19 protein-coding genes and 2 pseudogenes are annotated in these 18,117 nt (G+C 35.0%); 11 read left to right on the forward strand and 10 right to left on the reverse strand.

The genetic code is table 11. The features are described 5' to 3' along the window. The first annotated feature begins 435 nt into the window (after positions 1-435). The 3 genes from Q0977_RS16470 (at position 436) to Q0977_RS16480 (ending at position 1,392) form a co-directional block, all read left to right on the forward strand. Complete coding sequence (locus Q0977_RS16470; protein WP_299515903.1) at positions 436-684, forward strand: hypothetical protein; 249 nt, start codon at positions 436-438, stop codon at positions 682-684. Between the two features lie 156 nt (positions 685-840). Continuing rightward, complete coding sequence (locus Q0977_RS16475; RefSeq protein ID WP_299515905.1) at positions 841-1,083, forward strand: hypothetical protein; 243 nt, start codon at positions 841-843, stop codon at positions 1,081-1,083. 114 nt (positions 1,084-1,197) lie between these two features. Continuing rightward, positions 1,198-1,392: a hypothetical protein gene (locus Q0977_RS16480; protein ID WP_299515907.1), complete on the forward strand. Its 195-nt coding sequence runs from the start codon at positions 1,198-1,200 to the stop codon at positions 1,390-1,392. 226 nt (positions 1,393-1,618) lie between these two features. On the opposite strand, the gene Q0977_RS16485 is transcribed toward Q0977_RS16480, so the two are convergent. The 4 genes from Q0977_RS16485 to Q0977_RS16500 are packed head-to-tail and all read right to left on the reverse strand — an operon-like array spanning position 1,619 to position 4,955. Continuing rightward, the gene (locus tag Q0977_RS16485) at positions 1,619-2,803 is read right to left on the reverse strand and encodes a thiolase family protein (RefSeq protein WP_299515909.1); all 1,185 of its coding nucleotides are present in this window, start codon (positions 2,801-2,803) and stop codon (positions 1,619-1,621) included. A gap of 13 nt (positions 2,804-2,816) precedes the next feature. Beyond that, a complete protein-coding gene (locus Q0977_RS16490) occupies positions 2,817-3,563 on the reverse strand; it encodes a 3-hydroxybutyrate dehydrogenase (RefSeq protein WP_299515911.1) in 747 nt (248 codons plus the stop codon). Continuing rightward, complete coding sequence (locus Q0977_RS16495) at positions 3,556-4,512, reverse strand: 3-hydroxyacyl-CoA dehydrogenase family protein (RefSeq protein WP_299515913.1); 957 nt, start codon at positions 4,510-4,512, stop codon at positions 3,556-3,558. Before Q0977_RS16495 ends, Q0977_RS16490 begins: the two co-directional genes overlap by 8 nt. Positions 4,513-4,532: 20 nt before the next feature. Beyond that, positions 4,533-4,955, reverse strand: a complete 423-nt coding sequence (locus Q0977_RS16500) for a hypothetical protein (protein ID WP_299515915.1) — start codon at positions 4,953-4,955, stop codon at positions 4,533-4,535. A gap of 30 nt (positions 4,956-4,985) precedes the next feature. On the opposite strand from Q0977_RS16500, the pseudogene Q0977_RS16505 reads away from it, so the two are divergent. Beyond that, positions 4,986-5,558 (forward strand): annotated as a pseudogene (locus tag Q0977_RS16505) (MFS transporter); the annotation flags it as partial. Between the two features lie 36 nt (positions 5,559-5,594). After that, positions 5,595-5,726, forward strand: a pseudogene (locus Q0977_RS16510) (amino acid ABC transporter substrate-binding protein); the annotation flags it as partial. A 459-nt stretch (positions 5,727-6,185) separates the two neighbouring features. Here the strand turns inward: Q0977_RS16510 and Q0977_RS16515 are convergent. Then, on the reverse strand, positions 6,186-6,641 hold the full coding sequence (locus Q0977_RS16515; RefSeq protein WP_299515917.1) for a spore coat protein: 456 nt from the start codon (positions 6,639-6,641) through the stop codon (positions 6,186-6,188). A gap of 291 nt (positions 6,642-6,932) precedes the next feature. On the opposite strand from Q0977_RS16515, the gene Q0977_RS16520 reads away from it, so the two are divergent. Both Q0977_RS16520 and Q0977_RS16525 read left to right on the forward strand, forming a co-directional pair. Further along, on the forward strand, positions 6,933-7,391 hold the full coding sequence (locus Q0977_RS16520; RefSeq protein ID WP_299515919.1) for a YrvL family regulatory protein: 459 nt from the start codon (positions 6,933-6,935) through the stop codon (positions 7,389-7,391). Positions 7,392-7,504: 113 nt separating this feature from the next. Further along, positions 7,505-8,128 carry a LysE family translocator gene (locus Q0977_RS16525; protein WP_299515933.1) on the forward strand — a complete coding sequence of 208 codons (624 nt, stop codon included), beginning with the start codon at positions 7,505-7,507 and terminating at the stop codon, positions 8,126-8,128. Between the two features lie 66 nt (positions 8,129-8,194). Here the strand turns inward: Q0977_RS16525 and Q0977_RS16530 are convergent, their stop codons facing one another. The 5 genes from Q0977_RS16530 to Q0977_RS16550 form a co-directional block, all read right to left on the reverse strand. Next, on the reverse strand, positions 8,195-9,205 hold the full coding sequence (locus tag Q0977_RS16530) for a CAP domain-containing protein (protein WP_299515921.1): 1,011 nt from the start codon (positions 9,203-9,205) through the stop codon (positions 8,195-8,197). A gap of 224 nt (positions 9,206-9,429) precedes the next feature. After that, entirely contained in the window at positions 9,430-10,692 is a 1,263-nt protein-coding gene (locus Q0977_RS16535; RefSeq protein WP_299515923.1) for a glycosyl hydrolase family 18 protein, read from the reverse strand. Between the two features lie 190 nt (positions 10,693-10,882). Continuing rightward, on the reverse strand, positions 10,883-11,458 hold the full coding sequence (locus Q0977_RS16540) for a TetR/AcrR family transcriptional regulator (protein WP_299515925.1): 576 nt from the start codon (positions 11,456-11,458) through the stop codon (positions 10,883-10,885). A 255-nt stretch (positions 11,459-11,713) separates the two neighbouring features. After that, entirely contained in the window at positions 11,714-13,429 is a 1,716-nt protein-coding gene (locus Q0977_RS16545; RefSeq protein WP_124218672.1) for a GMC family oxidoreductase, read from the reverse strand. Positions 13,430-13,456: 27 nt separating this feature from the next. Next, complete coding sequence (locus tag Q0977_RS16550) at positions 13,457-14,173, reverse strand: gluconate 2-dehydrogenase subunit 3 family protein (RefSeq protein WP_124218673.1); 717 nt, start codon at positions 14,171-14,173, stop codon at positions 13,457-13,459. Between the two features lie 250 nt (positions 14,174-14,423). Between Q0977_RS16550 and Q0977_RS16555 the strand changes: the two genes are divergently transcribed. The 4 genes from Q0977_RS16555 to Q0977_RS16570 all read left to right on the forward strand — a co-directional run bounded on the left by Q0977_RS16555 (position 14,424) and on the right by Q0977_RS16570 (position 17,690). Continuing rightward, complete coding sequence (locus Q0977_RS16555) at positions 14,424-14,963, forward strand: glycerol-3-phosphate acyltransferase (RefSeq protein ID WP_119417250.1); 540 nt, start codon at positions 14,424-14,426, stop codon at positions 14,961-14,963. A 2-nt stretch (positions 14,964-14,965) separates the two neighbouring features. After that, entirely contained in the window at positions 14,966-16,507 is a 1,542-nt protein-coding gene (locus Q0977_RS16560) for a GNAT family N-acetyltransferase (protein ID WP_299515929.1), read from the forward strand. A 115-nt stretch (positions 16,508-16,622) separates the two neighbouring features. Next, entirely contained in the window at positions 16,623-17,090 is a 468-nt protein-coding gene (locus Q0977_RS16565; RefSeq protein ID WP_299515931.1) for a hypothetical protein, read from the forward strand. 114 nt (positions 17,091-17,204) lie between these two features. Then, positions 17,205-17,690 (forward strand): tetratricopeptide repeat protein, encoded by a 486-nt coding sequence (locus Q0977_RS16570; RefSeq protein WP_119417248.1) that lies wholly within the window; start codon positions 17,205-17,207, stop codon positions 17,688-17,690. Positions 17,691-18,117: the final 427 nt, after the last annotated feature.

Below are 18,117 nucleotides of genomic sequence, written 5' to 3' on the forward strand. Positions count from 1 at the left end.
ATTCGGACACGTCCTCTCGTTTGTTCTATCATAAATAATTTAACTAGAGTGTGTCCATACATCTATACTACAATCACATCTTCATTGTAATATTTACTTTAAATGTAGGAACTAGAGTGATAGAACCACAGTTTCCTTATAAATTAAGTGTAATAATTTTAATTATATTTTGTGCAATGTACGCTATTCCTAAAATATATGAGTTAAAACAAAATTTTCGTATTTATTGGATGTTTATTTTTATCATAATTAGTGATGGATTATCAAAAGTTATTTTAAAAATAGATTCTCTTTATTAAAGTAATATAAATGGATGCCATCTATAGAAGAAAGCTATCTATATCTTCAAGAAGAAAATTGTACTTATTAGATGAAAAATATTTAAATCACTAGAAATTATACATATATCAACATTAAATAAAGGAAGTGATAAACTTGTGGGAAAGTCCATATACAGGTATTCCATTTCTTTTAATACCTATTAGTCTATTATTTTTTGGAACGCGACGAAAAACAAGAGATCTTTATTATAGTCATCCTGATTGGGAACCATTTAGACGAATCACACCTTTTTCTACTAAGGTGAACTTTTATCTGTGGATGATTTTTATCTTTGGAGGTTCAATCTTCTTGCTATATGCAATGGTATCTAAAATTCTTTATGATTTTGGTTGGATTAACTAAAAATACAGTTTTTTTAAGAATAAGTGCACGTCCCAAAAATATTTCTGATAATAGGCTTTAATGTAAGTTGTAGGATCTCAGTATCTTTTTTATGTTGGGAATCTATGGATCCTCTGTTGCAAAAACAAGAATAGGTAACGAAAGGAGTTCTACATAATGAAATATTTACAACTTTTTATCTTTATTTTTATATTTTCTGCCAATTACTTGCAGGCTACATGGGATAAAAATAATATAAGCATTATTACAATCATTTTATCAACTGTTTGTATTCTTTTTTCTATCGTAATGTCAGGTAGATTAATGGATAAGACGAAGATTTATTTTTTATCTATTTTCACTCTGATTAGTGATTATCTTGCAAATTGGATTTTAAACATTGGCCATCTTATCAATTAATATGTAAAGCTCAAATTGCAGCCAAAGAATACATAGATTTTTACTGATATTTAAGAAAGAAGATTAGCCTCATAGATATATACAACAAATACTAAAATTAGGGGAGTGAGACCTTTGAATCATCCATATAAAAAATACGAACAAACTTCAATATGGTGCTCTGTCTGGACGGCAATTGAAGAGTTAGCTGAAAATAATGACCTAGAAGAAATGACAGCACGAGAATATGTAGTTGGCTATATTTGTGAAAAAATCAAGGGAAGTGAAAAATCGAATAATAAATTAGACTTTACTTCTCGAAATTTATAGATACATTTACCTATATTCAAATTTGTCCAATGTTAGACATAAAACAGTTTGTGATAAGTATCACTGGAAGTATTGCAGTTAAAAAAATCATTTATTGCATCAAAAACCTTCTTGCTAACGATAACGAATACCATTTTCAACAAGAAGGTATTTTATTTCAATAGCCAATGCTAGTTTTTTGTTAAGCGTATGTTTAGTTCATTTCATTATTATCTTTTGCTTCATATTAAACTAAAGAGGCGTTTTCAAATAATACAGCGATACCTTGACCGCCACCAATACATAAGCTAGCAATACCATAACGAACATTTCTATCATTCATTTCTAACGCGAGTGAATATGCAATACGTGCACCACTAGCACCGACTGGATGGCCTAAAGCGACGGCTCCGCCATTTACATTTACTTTTTCAGTATCTAATCCTAATTCTTTTACAACAGCTAATGATTGGGCTGCAAAAGCTTCATTCAGTTCAAATAAATCAATATCCGCCAATGTTAAATTTGTTTTCTCTAACAATTTACGAATAGCTGGAGCAGGGCCAATCCCCATGATTTTTGGATCTACGCCAGCAACTGCTGAATCTACAACTTTTACAAGTGGTGTTAATCCGTGCTCATTTAAAAATTGTTCTGATACTAACACTACTGCAGCTGCACCATCATTAATACCACTTGCATTTCCGGCTGTTACTGTGCCATTTTTTCTGAAAGCAGGCTTTAACTTTGCTAAATCATCCTGCTCAATGTTTGGGCGTACATGCTCATCAACAATTACTTCAATATCACCTTTTTTCGTTTTCACGTTTACACCGACAATTTCTTTTGCAAATCGCCCATTTTTTTGAGCCACAGCAGCTCGTTTATGAGATTCATATGAAAAAACATCTTGTTCTTCTCTTGAAATAATGTATTGATCCGCAAGATTTTCAGCAGTCATTCCCATACCACAATCTGCTAACTCATCATATAAAGTTGACCAGAGCATGTCTTCGACTATTGGTGCTTTATTAGGTGAACCAAATCGTGTCCCGCGTAAAACTTGTGGTGCTTGACTCATATTTTCAGTTCCACCAGCAACGGCAGCTTGAATATTGCCTAGTTTTATTTGTTCACTCGCTGTCACAATCGCTTGCAAACCTGATCCGCATAGACGATTTACTGTGAGTGCCGTACTTTCTTTAGATAATCCACTCTTCAATCCAATATGTCGTGATAAATAAGCAGATGCCTTTGTCGTTTGAATGATATTGCCAAATACAATTTCATCGATATTTGTTGGATCAACATTTGAACGACTTAATGCTCCTTTTACAGCAGTAACCCCTAACTCTATATCAGTCGTATTTGCAAAGATACCACCGAATTTACCGAATGCTGTACGACTACCGTTGATTAAATAAACTGACATGTTATCCCTCCTTCTAAATACCACCAGATATGCTTAATGTTTCTCCTGTAATGGCAGATGCACTATTAGATGCTAAAAAGTACACACCATCTGCAACTTCTGATTCATCAATAAAGCGCTCCATCGCTTGTCTCGGATACACAATTTTTGCTAGCGCTTGTTTTTCAGATAATCCTTGTTGTTCCTCTAAATCTTTTAATTGTTTAATTAATAAAGGAGTTTTCACGGGGCCTGGCAAAACAGCATTGGCTGTAATGTTATGTGCCGCCCCTTCTAATGCTGTTACTTTCGTCAAACCTATTACGCCATGCTTTGCAGCTACATAAGCTGCTTTTTCAGGTGTTGCTGTCTCACCGTGGACAGAAGAAATGTTAATAATCCGACCAATTCCTGCTTCTTTCATATGTGGAAATGCATATTTTGTCATTAAAAATGGGCCCTTTAGCATCACATCTTGGAGTAAATCCCATTTTTCTTCAGGGAAATCTTCTATTTTATCGCGATGCTGTAATCCAGCGTTATTGATTAGAACATGCAGTGGCCCTTTTTCAATCACATATTCAATCACTTGGTGAACAGAATCACTATCTGCTACGTTTAACGCTAATGCTTCAGCCTTACCAGCATATTTCTGTGCGACAGTTTCTGCATCTTCTAGCTTTAAATCGGTTACATATACAAAATCGCCCTCTTCAATAAATTTCTTTACAATTGCCTTACCTAATCCTCCTGCAGCACCAGTAACGAGCACATTACGCATTCGTTAACCCTCCTTTTAATTTTTCAAAAGTTTTTAACTGTTGGATCAAAGAACGATCTCGTTCGATTACATATTCATCTAAACCTTTACCTGGATATTCAAAATATCCTTTCGATGATTTCACACCTAAATTACCTACAGATACTTTATTTCTTAATGAAGGGAATGCTCTTACCTCAGATTCGATTTTAGATTGCAGTTGTTCTAGTACGATTGCCCATACATCTAATCCACCGAAATCCATAATTTTTAATAAACCGCTCGAAGAAAATCGGAATCCAGGTCCTGCGAAAATTGCATCTTCTAAATCTTCCTCAGAAACGACGCCATCTTCTAATAAAGATAATGCTTCCCTTGCTAAAGCAACTTGAATACGATTGGCTACTAATCCAGGAACTTCTTTGCGAACTTCGATCGTAACCTTCTTCATCGTTTCCATAAATTCTTTCACAGTTTTAAAGACTTCATCTGACGTATCTGGTGCTCTAAGCAATTCTACGAGTGGAACAATATGTGCTGGATTGAAGAAGTGCGTAAGCATTACTCTTTCGCGATGCTTATCTACGTCTTTCACAATATCAGATAACTTTAAGCTAGACGTATTTGATGTTAAAATCGTATGCTCATTACACAGCTCGTCTAATTGCTTAAAGATTTGTTGTTTTAATTGTAAACTTTCAGTTGCCGATTCAATCACAAGATCACAATTAGATAAATCTTCTATATGTGTAGTTAATGTTAATAAATTTAAAATTTGTTTATCAGTTTCTTTGAACGTAAAGCCTTCTTCTTTGTAAATTTTTAAATACTGATTCAATTTATCTTCCACTAAATTTAAGGATTGTTCGTTAATATCTTGCAAAATCACCTTTGTACCATTTGTAATAAATTGAAAGGCAATCCCAAATCCCATCGTACCAGCACCGATAACACCAACTTCTTGAATCATACAAACGCCTCCTATAAAAATTAATAGAATAATACTGCTGCAATTAACATTGGAATACTTGCAATGAGTGGCGCAATAACAGAAACTGCGAAAATATGTTTATATGCATCTTTATGCGTTAATTTTGAAGCTACTAAAATTGTAATAACCGCACCATTATGTGGTAAAGAATCTAAGCCACCTGAGGCAATAGACATCACACGGTGCATCGCATTCGGATTTAAACCAAGCTTCAAATAAGTGCTTGAAAGCGTTTCCAAAGCTATTCCTAAACCACCGCTAGAAGAGCCTGTAATACCAGCTAGTGCAGTTGTTGCTAAAAACAATGAAATGAATGGACTTCCCGGAATGTTCGCCATCGCTTCACTAAATACAGAAAAACCTGTAGTAATGGCAATAACAGAGCCATAACCTACGTCAGCGCTTGTATTAATGATTGGCAATACGGCTGATACAAATTAGCTGCTTTTTACTTCGCTGGCTATACAGGCATTTATGGTTTATCATTCTGGGTTCCGACTATTATTCAATCATTATCCGAAAGCTCATCTACAATGCAAATTGGTTGGCTGTCTATGCTTCCTTCATTAATTGGTATACCAGCAATTATTTTCACAGGGATAAGCGCTGACCGTACGGGTAAGCATAAACTTCATTTACTCATCTGTTTAGGTGTTGCTACAATTGGTTTCATAGGATGTGCACTTATGACAACTGTCTGGCCAATGATTGCAATGTTATCATTAGCATCAGCTGGTTTATACGGTTTCACGGGTTGCTTCTTTGCATATTTAACATTCTTCTTTACAGAATCAACAGCACCTGTTGGCATTGCACTTGTTAATTCATTTGCAGCATTAGGTGGTTTTGTTGGTCCTACATTATTAGGGATGTTTTCATTAACAACGGGTATGATCGTACTTGCTATATTATTAGTCGTGGGCATTATTATTTTGTTTACAATGAAAAAAGCAAATATTGAAATGCAAGCAGGTTATACAGAAGATAGATTAAAAGTTACTTTTTCTGGTAAACGATTATCTTAATAATCATCAATATGAAAAAGGAGGAAAGCGCACAAGGTTGCACCTGCAGTGAAAAAAGGTAATAAAGAATTATTTGATTGGTTAAACGATGAACTTGAAACTTTAGGAAGTGAGCAATTCTTCCACAAATCATATGATGAAAATTTAAAACCAGCAAATATGTTTTAAGTTATGATGGATATCATAAGAAATGGCTTATATTAAATTTTATTAAAACCTTTCACTTGCAATATTTTATTTTGTTTTTGATAGGGATTTGGTTAATAGGTTTGTATATATTATGTAAAGAATATTTTCAAAGTACTGATTGATATATAAAATAGAAGACCTTGCCTGAGTACAAGGTCTTTTTCTATAACAATGTCTAAATTTCTCTAATAGCAAAGTAGGGGGAAAAGTCTTCTAAAAAGCGTTCGGTGGCTGTTATAAAGTATGAGCAAAAGTGGAAATGATCCAAGTACCTTTTGCTGAGACCTGTTTAATATAGCCATCTTCTACGATAATGTTTTTTGCATCCTTGAGGTGGCCAATCTGTTGCTGCCATGTAGTGTTTTCAAGTGGGTAGAGTGAAAGAGATCCCGTAAAAGCCATCCGATATTTTATAGGATGGCTTTTACGATTAATTGGTTATTCGTTAAGTGAAGAGGTAGAACCAACTCTTAAAGCTAACTGAGCGAGTAATTGGATAGCTGCTTGTACTACTACATCAATTTGAAGTTCTGTTTGACTAACTGTTACTTCACCAGAGTCAATAATCACAACTTTTTGAGATTCTACTTGTGTAACATCTAAATCTTGTGCTATTTTTTGAAGCTTTTCAACGTTAGCATTTTCGTCGGAACTTAATACTGAAACTACAGCTTCGATCGCAGCTTGTAGGGCAGCTTGAATGACAACAAGACCTTGAACTTCAGTTTGTGTTACATTAACAGCGTGAGAATTTTTGATAACTAACTTTTGATCTTGAACTTGAGTTATATCTTCCGAATTTTCAGTTGTTTGTCTAGCAGGTCTTTCTCTATCTCTATCTCTATCTCTACTTTTGCTACGTTCGCTACTTCTGCTTCTTTTGCTACTTGACATAAATGATTCACTCCTTTCCATTTTGTTTTGTCTTGCTGTTATAGAGTATTCTTAAGTTGTAACAAGCGATGGACAATTATCTTGAGAACTATTAAATTATTCTTGTAAATTAGATTTTCTTGATATAATCTGGGTGAATATTTAGTTAAATCAAAAATAGACGACTAGTTGAAATGAAAACTGGACTTAAGATAAATCCTAATTCGTGGATAGGGTAAGGGAATAATGCATGAAAGAAAAGGTGTTTGCAATCAATCAACGAAACGTATCATTCATAATTATTAATGGGAAGTGTTTACGATCAGCAGTATAAAAACAATCGTAATTTGTTTGTCAATTGTACTAATTTTTTTACTAGGTATTAGCTTTTTTGAATTGATGGTTTTGAGATTACTTGGATTGCAGTATGCTTCAATAGGTTCTTTAGTGTTCTTCTTTGTTTTCTATTTAGTACTTGAAATACCCCTCTCATTACTATCAAATGCAATACCGAAAGCATTGTATTCTGTTGGTATAATTCGTTCTAGTAAAGGGCTGTTATCTTTTTTATTGGATACAGGATTGACATTGATCTTAATTCAATTACTTGATAAATTTATGGTGGATATTAAGATAGAATGGCAAGGTGTTATAATATTTTCAATAATCACTGGAATGATTAGTTGGATATTAAAAGAGAACGATGAAGAACCACCTAAGATTGATAGTGAAGAATTCAAGAAAATAGAAAAAAGAATGAATCCCAAATAGAATTTGTATTTTCTTTTTATCGATATTGAAGAAATAGAGATATTAATGACGGAATATTCTATTTAATGCATAATAGAAACATAGATTTGATCGAAGGATGTGAAATTCAAATGATATCATTGTCTATTTTATTCTCTTTTTTAGGCGCATCAATCATTCTTTGCATAATGCCAGGCCCTGACAATTTGTTTGTGTTGGCACAAAGCTTAACGCAGAGTTGGAAAGCGGGAATTTATATAACATTGGGATTATGTACGGGGTTACTCGTTCATATATCGGCAGCAGTGCTCGGTATTTCAGCGATTATTTATCAGTCAACGCTTATTTTTACCGTTGTGAAATTTGCGGGGGCGGGCTATTTAATCTATTTAGCGTGGCAGTCCTTCCTAGCAAAAAGTGAGCCTTTTTCGATTAGCAAACATTCTAAAATGGCATATTGGACTTTATATAAAAGAGGAATATTGATGAATGTATTAAATCCGAAAGTGTCCCTGTTCTTCCTTGCCTTATTACCGCAATTTGTCAATCCAAAAGCTGGACATGTTTCTCTTCAAATGTTTACGTTAGGAATTGTCTTTTTAGTGGCGGCATTTATTTTATTTTGTCTCTTCAGTATATTTGCGAGTACTTTACGAAAATGGCTTATTGGAAAACCAGCCGTTGCAAAACGTTTAAACAAGATACAAGGCGTAATCTTTATGTTGATTGGAATAAAAATAGCTTTTAGTGAAAATTGATAGATTTTAGGTCAAATAAAAATGCAACTGGATGAAATTTTCATTGTCCAGCTGCATTTTTTCTATTTAAAAAGGCGTATAAAAGTTAATGGTATAATACGGAACATTATTTGCGTCAAAGGCAACTCCGACACCAACATGGGTTAAATCAGGGTTTAGGATATTTTTTCTGTGACCGAGACTATTCATGAGTCCTTCGTGCGCATAAATACTGCTATATTGCCCGTAGGCAATATTTTCAGCATACATTCTTTCTTGATAGCCTGCTGCTTGCATCCGTTCGTGTGGTTGGCTTCCATCGCTTCCGGTGTGAGAGAAGAATTGATGGTCAATCATATCTTGGCTATGTTGACGAGTTTCAACGGTGAGTCCTTTATCGTATGCTAATGGTTTTAAACCAAACTCAACGCGGCTTTCGTTGATCAGTTCAACCATTAACGCTTCATATCCTGCTCTCAGCTTATTGGATGCCTCGCCATAATAGCCGTCTTTTTGCATTTCAACACTTTTCTTTATATATTGGACAGAGCGTAACTTATTGTTATTGTGTACATCAAAGAAGAACGTCACGAAATAACCATCGATAGGATAGACTAATTGTTCCTTGTTATTTTGAAGCTGATAAATGTCGTTTCCTTTTCTGATATTTGTTAACGGTTTACCAAGCTCAGCTTTTAATTGGCTATAAGTTGTTTTACCAGTAGTTGCACCGAAAATGGTACGGCCTTTCCCGGCTATATATCCACCGTTTTTATCAGGAAGTTTTAAAGTGAAGTTTTTGTATTGTTGTTCGTATAAATGCCAATCTTGACCATACTCACTTGCAACCGTCATTTTCTTTTTGTTTGAAGTTTGAGGAATGTTCGTATCTGCTACTTTTCTTTCCTGATTTTGCTCCTCAATGACTTCTTTTTGTTTCTGTAGTTTTTCCACCGTTTCCTTCGTTTGTGTTTTTATAGTTTCGGCGGCGGTTGAAATTTTTTCCTTCGTATTTGAATCCATCTCTATATCTTGACTGAATTTATATCCAGCAATAATGACAAATAGTAAAAACAATATTTTTAAAAGTTTGCTCATGTAATCTTCTCCTAATTTACTTCTAATCGAATTATATAATTAAAGTCTGCTGTTCGTCATTCGTAAGATATTGATAATTAAAGAAAGGGATTAATTGATTAGAAAACTGGAAAAGACGTTATTGTAGAATAATTAGTTATGCGGATAAATGCTAACCATGTGCTGAATCATGAAAAAGAAAGGAATATCTAATATTTTTATAAGATATTCCTTAAAAAGATCAATTATAAAATTTTTCTAATGTTAAAAAATTCTCTTATTAACACAGCGAATTGTGTAAATGGTAGACCTAGATGCCATGACCCGATACCTCTTAAACGCCGATCTGTAACGAGTTGTAGTTTTTGGGCAAGAGCTCTAGCATCTTCAAACCAGACAATATGTCGTTTTCCTTCTACATCCCAATAAGTGAAGAAGGGTTGTTGATATTCGGCTGAATACGAAATGGGTACGTTATTATCCATTGCTGTTCTATAGGCATCTGCTACTGAAAGAGCTCTTGCACTTTCTACTGAGCCATCTGACATTGTCCAGTCATAGCCATAACGAGGAGTTCCTAGAATTACTTTGTTAGCTCCCATTGTTTCAATGGCATAGTTGACCGTCTTTCTTACTTCGTTGAACGGTGCAACAGGACCAGGTTCACTTCCTGCTTCGTGCCAATCATAAGCCATGAGAAATGCAAAATCGACTACCGCACCTATTCCACCATAATCATATCCCTTATTCCATTCTGGTTCTGTCGCACTGGTTTTATAAGGAATTGCTACTGATAGAGAATATCCTTCTGGTTTTATGCGATCTCGTAATTCTCTTAAGAAGGTAGTGTAATTATCTCTTTCTGATTCAGGCACTAATTCAAAATCGATATTGACGCCTGCGTAATTTGTACTTGTCAATAATAGATAGATATTTTCAATAAGATTTTGTCTTAAAGAAGGGGAGGGTAGAATTTTACGCAGAATAGCAGAGCTAAAGCCAGTACTTGTTAAGTTTGTAATGACAGCAATGGGTGCAACATAATTTTGCCGAGACAGATTTACGATGCCTTGATCGTTAAGTGGACTTAAATTGCCATTGGCATCTACATGGTGTTCGAAAATGCCATAGTATGTGGTAATTGGTGCAAAAGTTCGTGTAATCATTTCATCATTTTCGGGCGTGGTAGGGAAGATATAACCAAAGCTGTATGCGGTATATTTTTCTCTAGGTGGAAGGTAAAGTAGTGTTCCAACACTTAGCATATTAGACTGAAGACCGTTATAAGCTTTAATCCGATCAACAGGTACCATCGCCATCTGAGAAATCGTATATAAAGAATCGCCAGGTTGAACAATATATTGGTCAGTAGGTATTAGTAAATCTTGCCCCGGAACTATTCTGTCCGAAGATAATCCGTTTGTAATCCGAATGCTATCCATTGTCACATTAAACTTATTGGCAATAGAAAAGATCGAATCACCATAATTTACGACGTAGATAAACAAAGAACCGCCACCTTTATATTAGTCGTCTTTATAAGGATATGCTTCAGATTTTAGATGGGCATACATATTTGAAAAAATTTTTTTAAAACTATATGTAAAGTTTTAGTGGGTAGGAAGAGGGGGTACGATTAAATGAGGAAATAAAGGAGTAACAATTAATGATTTACATCAAAAATTGATACTCACAATATTAGTGTGATGGATGATATGTATCCATAATTATAAGAAATTGTTCTAACCATTTTAGCATGATCGAACTATCTTGATACGTCACGCTTATCGTTAAATTTCCTTCCATTGATACAATAAATAAATCAGCGAGCCTTTCTGAATCCTTCTCGCTATATCCTGCTTTGGCAAAATATCCTTGAAAAATCGCTTTCCAATAATCAAACGTTTCTATACATTTTTGGCGTACAGCTTCACTAATACTAGAAGATTCAAGTGCGACTAAACCGATTCGATAAGCTTTACGATTACTATCCATTACTTGAGTTGCAATATGCTTTACATAGTAAGCAACAGCCATTTTTATAGGATATTTATCAAAGATTTCTTGCATTTCTTCGGCTGCATTTATTTTAGTAGATTCTAAAAATGCAAGTACGATTTCCTCTTTACCATTTGGAAAGTGATAGTAGAGTGAACCTTTTGGGCAACCACTGACTTCAATAATCTCATTAATACCTGTTGCATGATATCCTTGCGATTGAAATAAATAAGAAGCAGCATGGATGATATTTTGTTTTGCGTCCTTTTTTGTCATCGCTTACACCTCGCTCTTAATAGATTTATCCTACATCTTAATAGGTAGTATGTCACTAAAAAATAAAGTGAAAAATAAATCTAATTAAAAACAACACATTTTGTAGGAAGTATGACCTCCACAAATGGAAGTTTTACTTAATCATAAGACATTTAAAATTCGTAGGTCAATCTAAATATACTTCCTCTGTTTACAAATATAGTAAAAAGACCACTTCTAATTATGATTGAAGTGGTCTTTTCGAATAGGAAACTATTATTTTACTAATTGTCCGCCTTTTTTTAAGTATTTAATCATACCTTCAGTTGCATGGTAAGTAAGTGCACCTAAAGTTGTTGTTGGGTTAGTTGTTCCGAAGTGAGGGAATGCAGATGCTCCGCAAACGAATAGATTTTCACAATCCCACATTTGTAAATATTTATTGACTGCAGAAGTTTTAGGGTCATTCCCCATGATAGCGCCACCAGCATCATGTTGGTAAGTGAAATTACCACCAAAATGTTCAGGCATTACGTGTTTGTCAATTTTAGAAGCACCCATTTTTTTAAGGACGCCTGCACATTTTTCGACTAAAAATTCATTTAAATTGCGGTCTTGGTCTGTGTAGTCAAAAGTTGCACGGATTAATGGATCACCATATGCATCTTTGTAATTAGGGTCAAGATCAAGATAGTGTTGTTTCCAAGGCATAATACCGCGTTGAGCGACAACAGAAATTTGACGGTTTGAATATTTTAAAGAAGCTTTTTTAAATTCTTTTCCCCATGTTGGTGTGCCCATAGGAACCGCATTATTACTAATTGGCTCATTTCCAAATTGGTGCATCTCAATTTGACCACCATGGATGAAGTCAACGTTTGAATGGTCAAAGTTATCAACAGTAAAGTCAGAACATGCCATTCCTAGAGAACCTGTACCAATGAATAAATTGAATTTTTCATCGTCAAAGAAACCTGTAGCTCCCATAATAGTATGGTGATCACAGTAGTTTTTCCCGATTATACCTGTACCAGTTTTAGGATTATAAGGTGTGCCAATTCCTGATAAAAGCAATAAACGAACATTATTAAATGTATAACTTGTTAGAACGACTAAATCAGCTGGTTGTTCGTATTCGACACCAGTGCGTGTATCGCGATAAAGGACACCAGTTGCTTTCCCGTTTTCATATAAAACACGAGTTACTTCTGAATTTGTACGTAATTCGAAATTGCCTGTCTTTTTAGCTGTTGGAATAACAGTAACAATTGGATCAGCTTTTGCGCCATATTCACAGCCATAGTTACCACAGAAAGAGCAATATTGACATGCGCTTAGCTGTTCACCATCAGGGTTTTTATAAAATTGAGAAGCAGTAGCAGATGGAACAGTATATGGATGATATCCAAGGTCTTCACATGCTTTTTGGAATAGTTTCATAGATGGTGTTTTTTTCATTGGAGGGTTAGGGTAATCTTTTGATCGTTTACCAGCAAGAGGGTCAACTTCCCCAGAAATTCCAGCCATTTCTTCGAATTTAACATAATAAGGTTCTAGTTCATCATAAGTGATGCCCCAGTCTTGAATAAGCATGTCTTTTGGAATTTTATTTTTTCCATATTTTTTTTCTGTTAGGGTACGGATTTCAAAATCATAAGGGTAATAGCGGTGTGTTTGTGCACCCCAGTGAGCGCCGCCGCCCCCAGTACCTTCACCGATAGTTAGAGAAGCAATATTACGTACGGGTTTTGCAACTTCATTTAAATTATTACGGAATGTAATCGTATCTTTGCTTAGTTTATGCATTAACTCTTTGCGTACAGTATATTTTACTTCATCGTGACCATGTAGATAGTCTTCTGTTGTGCGTTCCTCGCCTCGTTCTAAACCGACTACTTTAAATCCGGCTTTTGTTAATTCAGCTGAAACAATACCGCCTGTCCAGCCCATACCTGTAGTGACAACATCCACTTTTGGTAGTTTTTTAACCATTTTAAGTTCCTCCATTTATGTAAGTTTTTATTTATGACTTGCTAAGCTAACCGGTTGCATTTTAACAAACTTTTCTTCTTCAACAATATTGGCATATGACATTTGCGCACCTGGATATTCTTTCATTTTCCATCCGGCCATGTTCTTGTTTCCACCGTAAACTGGATCACAGTAACAACCTTCTAGTGTCATTTTGCGAAGTAATGCAAAGAATAAAGCAGAGTTGACTAGACGCATTTTTACTTTACCTTGTTCAAATTGTGTTAAGATTTCAATTTGTTGATCTTCAGTAAGCTCTTTGAATAATTTTTTGTGTTGAGTATTACTTACTTCGTTTAGACGACGAACGCCTTGCAAGATGATATCAGCATTGTAAAGGGGAGCTTCACCTTCTTGGAAAGGTATTTTCATATAGTCGTTAACATTATGGCCATAACTACCTGCTAGTTGTTTATCGATATAGTATGGAACGCCTAGTTTAATAGCACCTGGTCCATTTTCATCCTCTGGATAAATAGCCTCAGTAGCAGCACTCAATGCGTCAAAATCTGAACTTCTTTTGAAAAATTGAAGTGCTTCAGAATAATCCACTTTAGTTGTTTTCGTTTGTTTTTTTTCTGTAGAAGCCTTACCTGTAAGTAAAGAAGTAACGCCACCACCAACGATTAGACCGCCCAATGCAACTCCTGAAGTTTTCAGAAATGCACGACGTGAAGTTGAATCTACATTTTTCTTATCAGCCATCTCAATACCTCCATTAAAATAAAAAATCATTTCATGACATTAATTTTCATAAAATTGATTTGTGCAATTTAAATAATAGACCGTTCACTATAATTAGTCAATAATGCTTAAGCAATTTGTCATATTAATAGGAAAATAATATCGATTCTAATGTACTTAGTTAGTAGGAAGGTTTTTATCAAAATATAGCGAAATAAATAAAACAGTGACGCAAAAATAAAAAAGTAGCGGTGATTATTTGGAGATAATAATGTATTTTGTCATATGTTATTTTATAGGTAATTTTATGACTGGCTGGATTGTTGGTAAATGGTATGGAGTATCCTTGCAGAACGAGAATAGTGGAAATGTGGGAGCACGTAATGCCGGGCGAACGCTTGGTAAACTAGCATTTTGTTTTGTTTTCTTTGGGGATGCATTAAAGGGTGTTGTGGCATTTTTATATGGTAAATATTTAGGGCTTGATGAGATGATTATTTCTTTTGGTGTTTTATTTTGTATTTTAGGGCATCTTTTCCCAATATTCCTACGTCTTAAAGGAGGAAAGGGCGTAGCAACAATGATTGGAGGATTGATCAGTTTAAATCCAATCCTATTTTTAACATTAGCTATCGGTACGATCGTAGCATTACCTTTTACCAAAAGTTTAACCAAAAGTATGGTGTTTGGTTTTATCGTATATAGTGCTTCAATTTTTCTGCTACATAAACAAATGTACTTCCCGATAATATTTGCTTTAGTAATGATTACTTGGAAACATAGAGAAAGCTTAATGATAAGGTGGAGATGACGATGTATTGGTGTAAAATTGCAACAACTGATAAGGAATTTGATGAGATAGCAAAACTAAATTACGAAACATTTGTAGAAGAGATTCCTCAACACCAATCAAATGAAGAAAGAAGATTGGTTGACCGATTTCATGATGAAAATACATACTTAGTTGTTTATAAAGATACAGAAATGGTAGGGATGTTAGCTTTTCGTGATAAAAGGCCATTTTCATTGGATGAAAAGATTGGAAAAGTAGAGTTGAAACTTGACAAAGAGGTATGTGAAAAGCTTTGCGAAATTCGGTTGTTAGCTGTTAAAAAAGACTATCGAAATGGTCGCGTGTTTAGTCAATTAGCAAAAGCAATTTATACTTACGTATATAACAAGGAATATTCAGCAGCAGTTATTTCCGGAATTACAAAAGAAGAAAAACTATATCGACGGTTAGGATTCCAACAATTTGGAGAAATGATTGGAACAGCTGAGGCGACATTTTTGCCAATGATCTTAACAAGGGAAAACTGTGATGTGATGAGTGAACAAATACGATTGAAGCAACATAATTTCTTTCCTGGTCCAGTTGAACAACTTCAACCTTTAGAACATACTGGAACATCCCATCGATCGACCAAGTTTTTCACTCTCTATAAAGAGATGAATAACCAATTATTGCATCTTTCTAGTGCAAAATACGTTACCCCCTTCGTTGGTACAGGTACATTAGCAAATGACGTGATGTTAGGGCAAATCAAAGCAGATTTTAAAGATTCCAAAGGTTTAATGTTAGCAAATGGAGAGTTTGGTGAACGGCTAATAAGACAAGCGGAAAATTGGAAGTTATCATTTGATAGTTGTACGTATAAATGGGGAGAGGCTTTTAATTTACTAGAATTAGAACAACATTTATGTACTGGGGAATATAAATGGATTAGTTTTGTACACGGAGAAACTTCAACTGGAATGTGCAATGATTTAGAACCAGTATTAAAGTTAACAAGAAAATACAATGTAAATGTTTGTGTAGATTGCATCAGCACCTTTGGGGCATTTCCTTTTTCAATGGAGCAGTTATATTTAGCAACAGCTGTAAGTGGAAAAGCAATTGGTGCATTAAGTGGTCTTGCATTTGTCTTTTTAAATCAAAAACCAGGTACTAATGATGCACCATTATATGTAAACTTGGAACATTATTTTAATCATCCTGTTCCTTTTACATTACCTGCGTATTTGGTTTCGAATACACTCTCGGCATTACAGATGTACCCAACGCGTTTTGATACTCTTAAATCACGCTTTGACCAATTACGTAATTCTCCTTTTTCACAATATTGTATTGTCGAAAAAGCAACTTATCCAATGATTGTTACGTTAAAATTACCCAAAGCGCTTTCTAATTTTAGCGAAGATGCAAAATTGAATGGATTCTTGTTGCATGACGAAAGTTCTTATCTTAAAAAACATAATATTGTTCAGATTTCTGTTATATCCATTGGTTTTGAAAAGATTTTTGAAAGATTAAGTGAATTCTTCAATCTTTATCAAGAAGTAATAGAAGGATAATTGTCCAGGTTTCTTAGTCATGTTTTTTAGGTAACTAATTTTTAAAACAGGGCTAACGTGGAGGGCTAGTCACCCACTTTTCATATATTACTTTATGATGAAAGGAGGGATTTAATTGACTTCGCCTCAAAATTTCCCTGGAAGACCTTCGATGCCTCCACCATTTGGACCACCGGGAGGGCAACCAGGATTCCCAGGGGGTTCACCGGGATTCCCACCGGGATTCCCACCAGGATTTCCGCCGGGAGGGCAACCGGGTTATCCACCAGCTTTTCCACCAGGAGGGCAACCAGGTTTTCCACCAGGAACACCAGGAGGAGGTCCAACTGGACAAATGCCAACTGCGGCACCACCAGCATTCGCACCTGCAAGGGATTCAAGCAGACAAGGATCTAGTGGAATAAGCTCATGTTTGTTTAGGAATACGTATATCTGGACCTTTGGAGGAAGTAACTTCTGGTTCTATCCTATTGCCGTAACAAGAGATCAAGTAATGGGCTATCGTTGGAGTACTCGTAACAATCGTTGGAGTTTCAGAATTATTAGCAGAAATAATATTTGGTCATTTCAATGTTTTAGATAAAAAGGTTGAAAGAGCTGCGCAATTAATAGTTGTGCAGCTTTTTTGGTTGGATGCGGAAAGTCTATATGCATTAAAATGGATACAACAGTTGAATTTGAATATGGAGGAATTTATATGGAAGAAAGTATACAAACTGCAATAGAATTACGAAATAATGGTTTCTATAAAAAGTCAAATTTACTTTTAGTAGACTTAGCTGATCAATTTCCAAATAATGCTCAGATCCATTATCAATGTGCATGGAGTTTCGATGTATTAGGTGAAGAAGCAAAAGCAGTTCCTTATTATGAAAGAGCCATAAGTCTAGGATTAGATCATGAAAATCTCGAAGGTGCATTACTAGGATTAGGCAGTACATACAGAACATTAGGTCAATACGAAAAATCAGCCCAAACCTTTCAAAAAGCAATCCAACTCTTTCCTTCAAACAAAGCCATTCAAGTATTTTTTGCTATGACACTATATAACCTTGAACAACATCAAGAATCAATGGAATTATTATTAAAATGCATAATCGAAACAACAAAAGATAAACAAATATTGGCATATAGCAAAGCAATCGAATTTTATTCAGATAAATTGGATGAAAAATGGAAATAATTGATGGGGAAAGATGGTTGGATTTGCCGCTAGGGAAGTGAGTTGTGTAAAAGGGAGTTTGAGTTGTGCAAAAGGGAGCTTGAGTTGTGCAAAAGGAAGCTTGAGTTGTGCAAAAGAGGGTACGAGTTGTGCAAAAAGGAGTTCGAGTTGTGCAAAAGGAGCTGCGAGTTGTGCAAAAGGAAGTGAGTTGTGCAAAAGGAAGCTTGAGTTGTGCAAAAGAGAATTTGAGTTGTGCAAAAGAGGGTACGAGTTGTGCAAAAAGGAGTTCGAGTTGTGCAAAAGGAAGTGAGTTGTGCAAAAGGAAGCTTGAGTTGTGCAAAAAAGAATTTGAGTTGTGCAAAAGAGGGTACGAGTTGTGCAAAAGAGGGTACGAGTTGTGCAAAAAGGAGTTCGAGTTGTGCAAAAGGAAGTGAGTTGTGCAAAAGGA

The sequence above is a fragment of the uncultured Rummeliibacillus sp. genome, from assembly GCF_934216135.1.
Taxonomy (GTDB): Bacteria; Bacillota; Bacilli; order Bacillales_A; family Planococcaceae; genus Rummeliibacillus.

What these genes read in the sequence shown, in the direction of transcription:
- Q0977_RS16570 (WP_119417248.1), top strand. Translation starts at nt 17,205, where the DNA reads ATGGAAGAAAGTATACAAACTGCAATAGAATTACGAAATAATGGTTTC.
- Q0977_RS16560 (WP_299515929.1), top strand. Translation starts at nt 14,966, where the DNA reads ATGTATTGGTGTAAAATTGCAACAACTGATAAGGAATTTGATGAGATA.
- Q0977_RS16550 (WP_124218673.1), bottom strand. Translation starts at nt 14,173, where the DNA reads ATGGCTGATAAGAAAAATGTAGATTCAACTTCACGTCGTGCATTTCTG.
- Q0977_RS16540 (WP_299515925.1), bottom strand. Translation starts at nt 11,458, where the DNA reads ATGACAAAAAAGGACGCAAAACAAAATATCATCCATGCTGCTTCTTAT.
- Q0977_RS16495 (WP_299515913.1), bottom strand. Translation starts at nt 4,512, where the DNA reads ATGATTCAAGAAGTTGGTGTTATCGGTGCTGGTACGATGGGATTTGGG.
- Q0977_RS16515 (WP_299515917.1), bottom strand. Translation starts at nt 6,641, where the DNA reads ATGTCAAGTAGCAAAAGAAGCAGAAGTAGCGAACGTAGCAAAAGTAGA.
- Q0977_RS16475 (WP_299515905.1), top strand. Translation starts at nt 841, where the DNA reads ATGAAATATTTACAACTTTTTATCTTTATTTTTATATTTTCTGCCAAT.
- Q0977_RS16530 (WP_299515921.1), bottom strand. Translation starts at nt 9,205, where the DNA reads ATGAGCAAACTTTTAAAAATATTGTTTTTACTATTTGTCATTATTGCT.
- Q0977_RS16485 (WP_299515909.1), bottom strand. Translation starts at nt 2,803, where the DNA reads ATGTCAGTTTATTTAATCAACGGTAGTCGTACAGCATTCGGTAAATTC.
- Q0977_RS16555 (WP_119417250.1), top strand. Translation starts at nt 14,424, where the DNA reads ATGTATTTTGTCATATGTTATTTTATAGGTAATTTTATGACTGGCTGG.
- Q0977_RS16545 (WP_124218672.1), bottom strand. Translation starts at nt 13,429, where the DNA reads ATGGTTAAAAAACTACCAAAAGTGGATGTTGTCACTACAGGTATGGGC.
- Q0977_RS16490 (WP_299515911.1), bottom strand. Translation starts at nt 3,563, where the DNA reads ATGCGTAATGTGCTCGTTACTGGTGCTGCAGGAGGATTAGGTAAGGCA.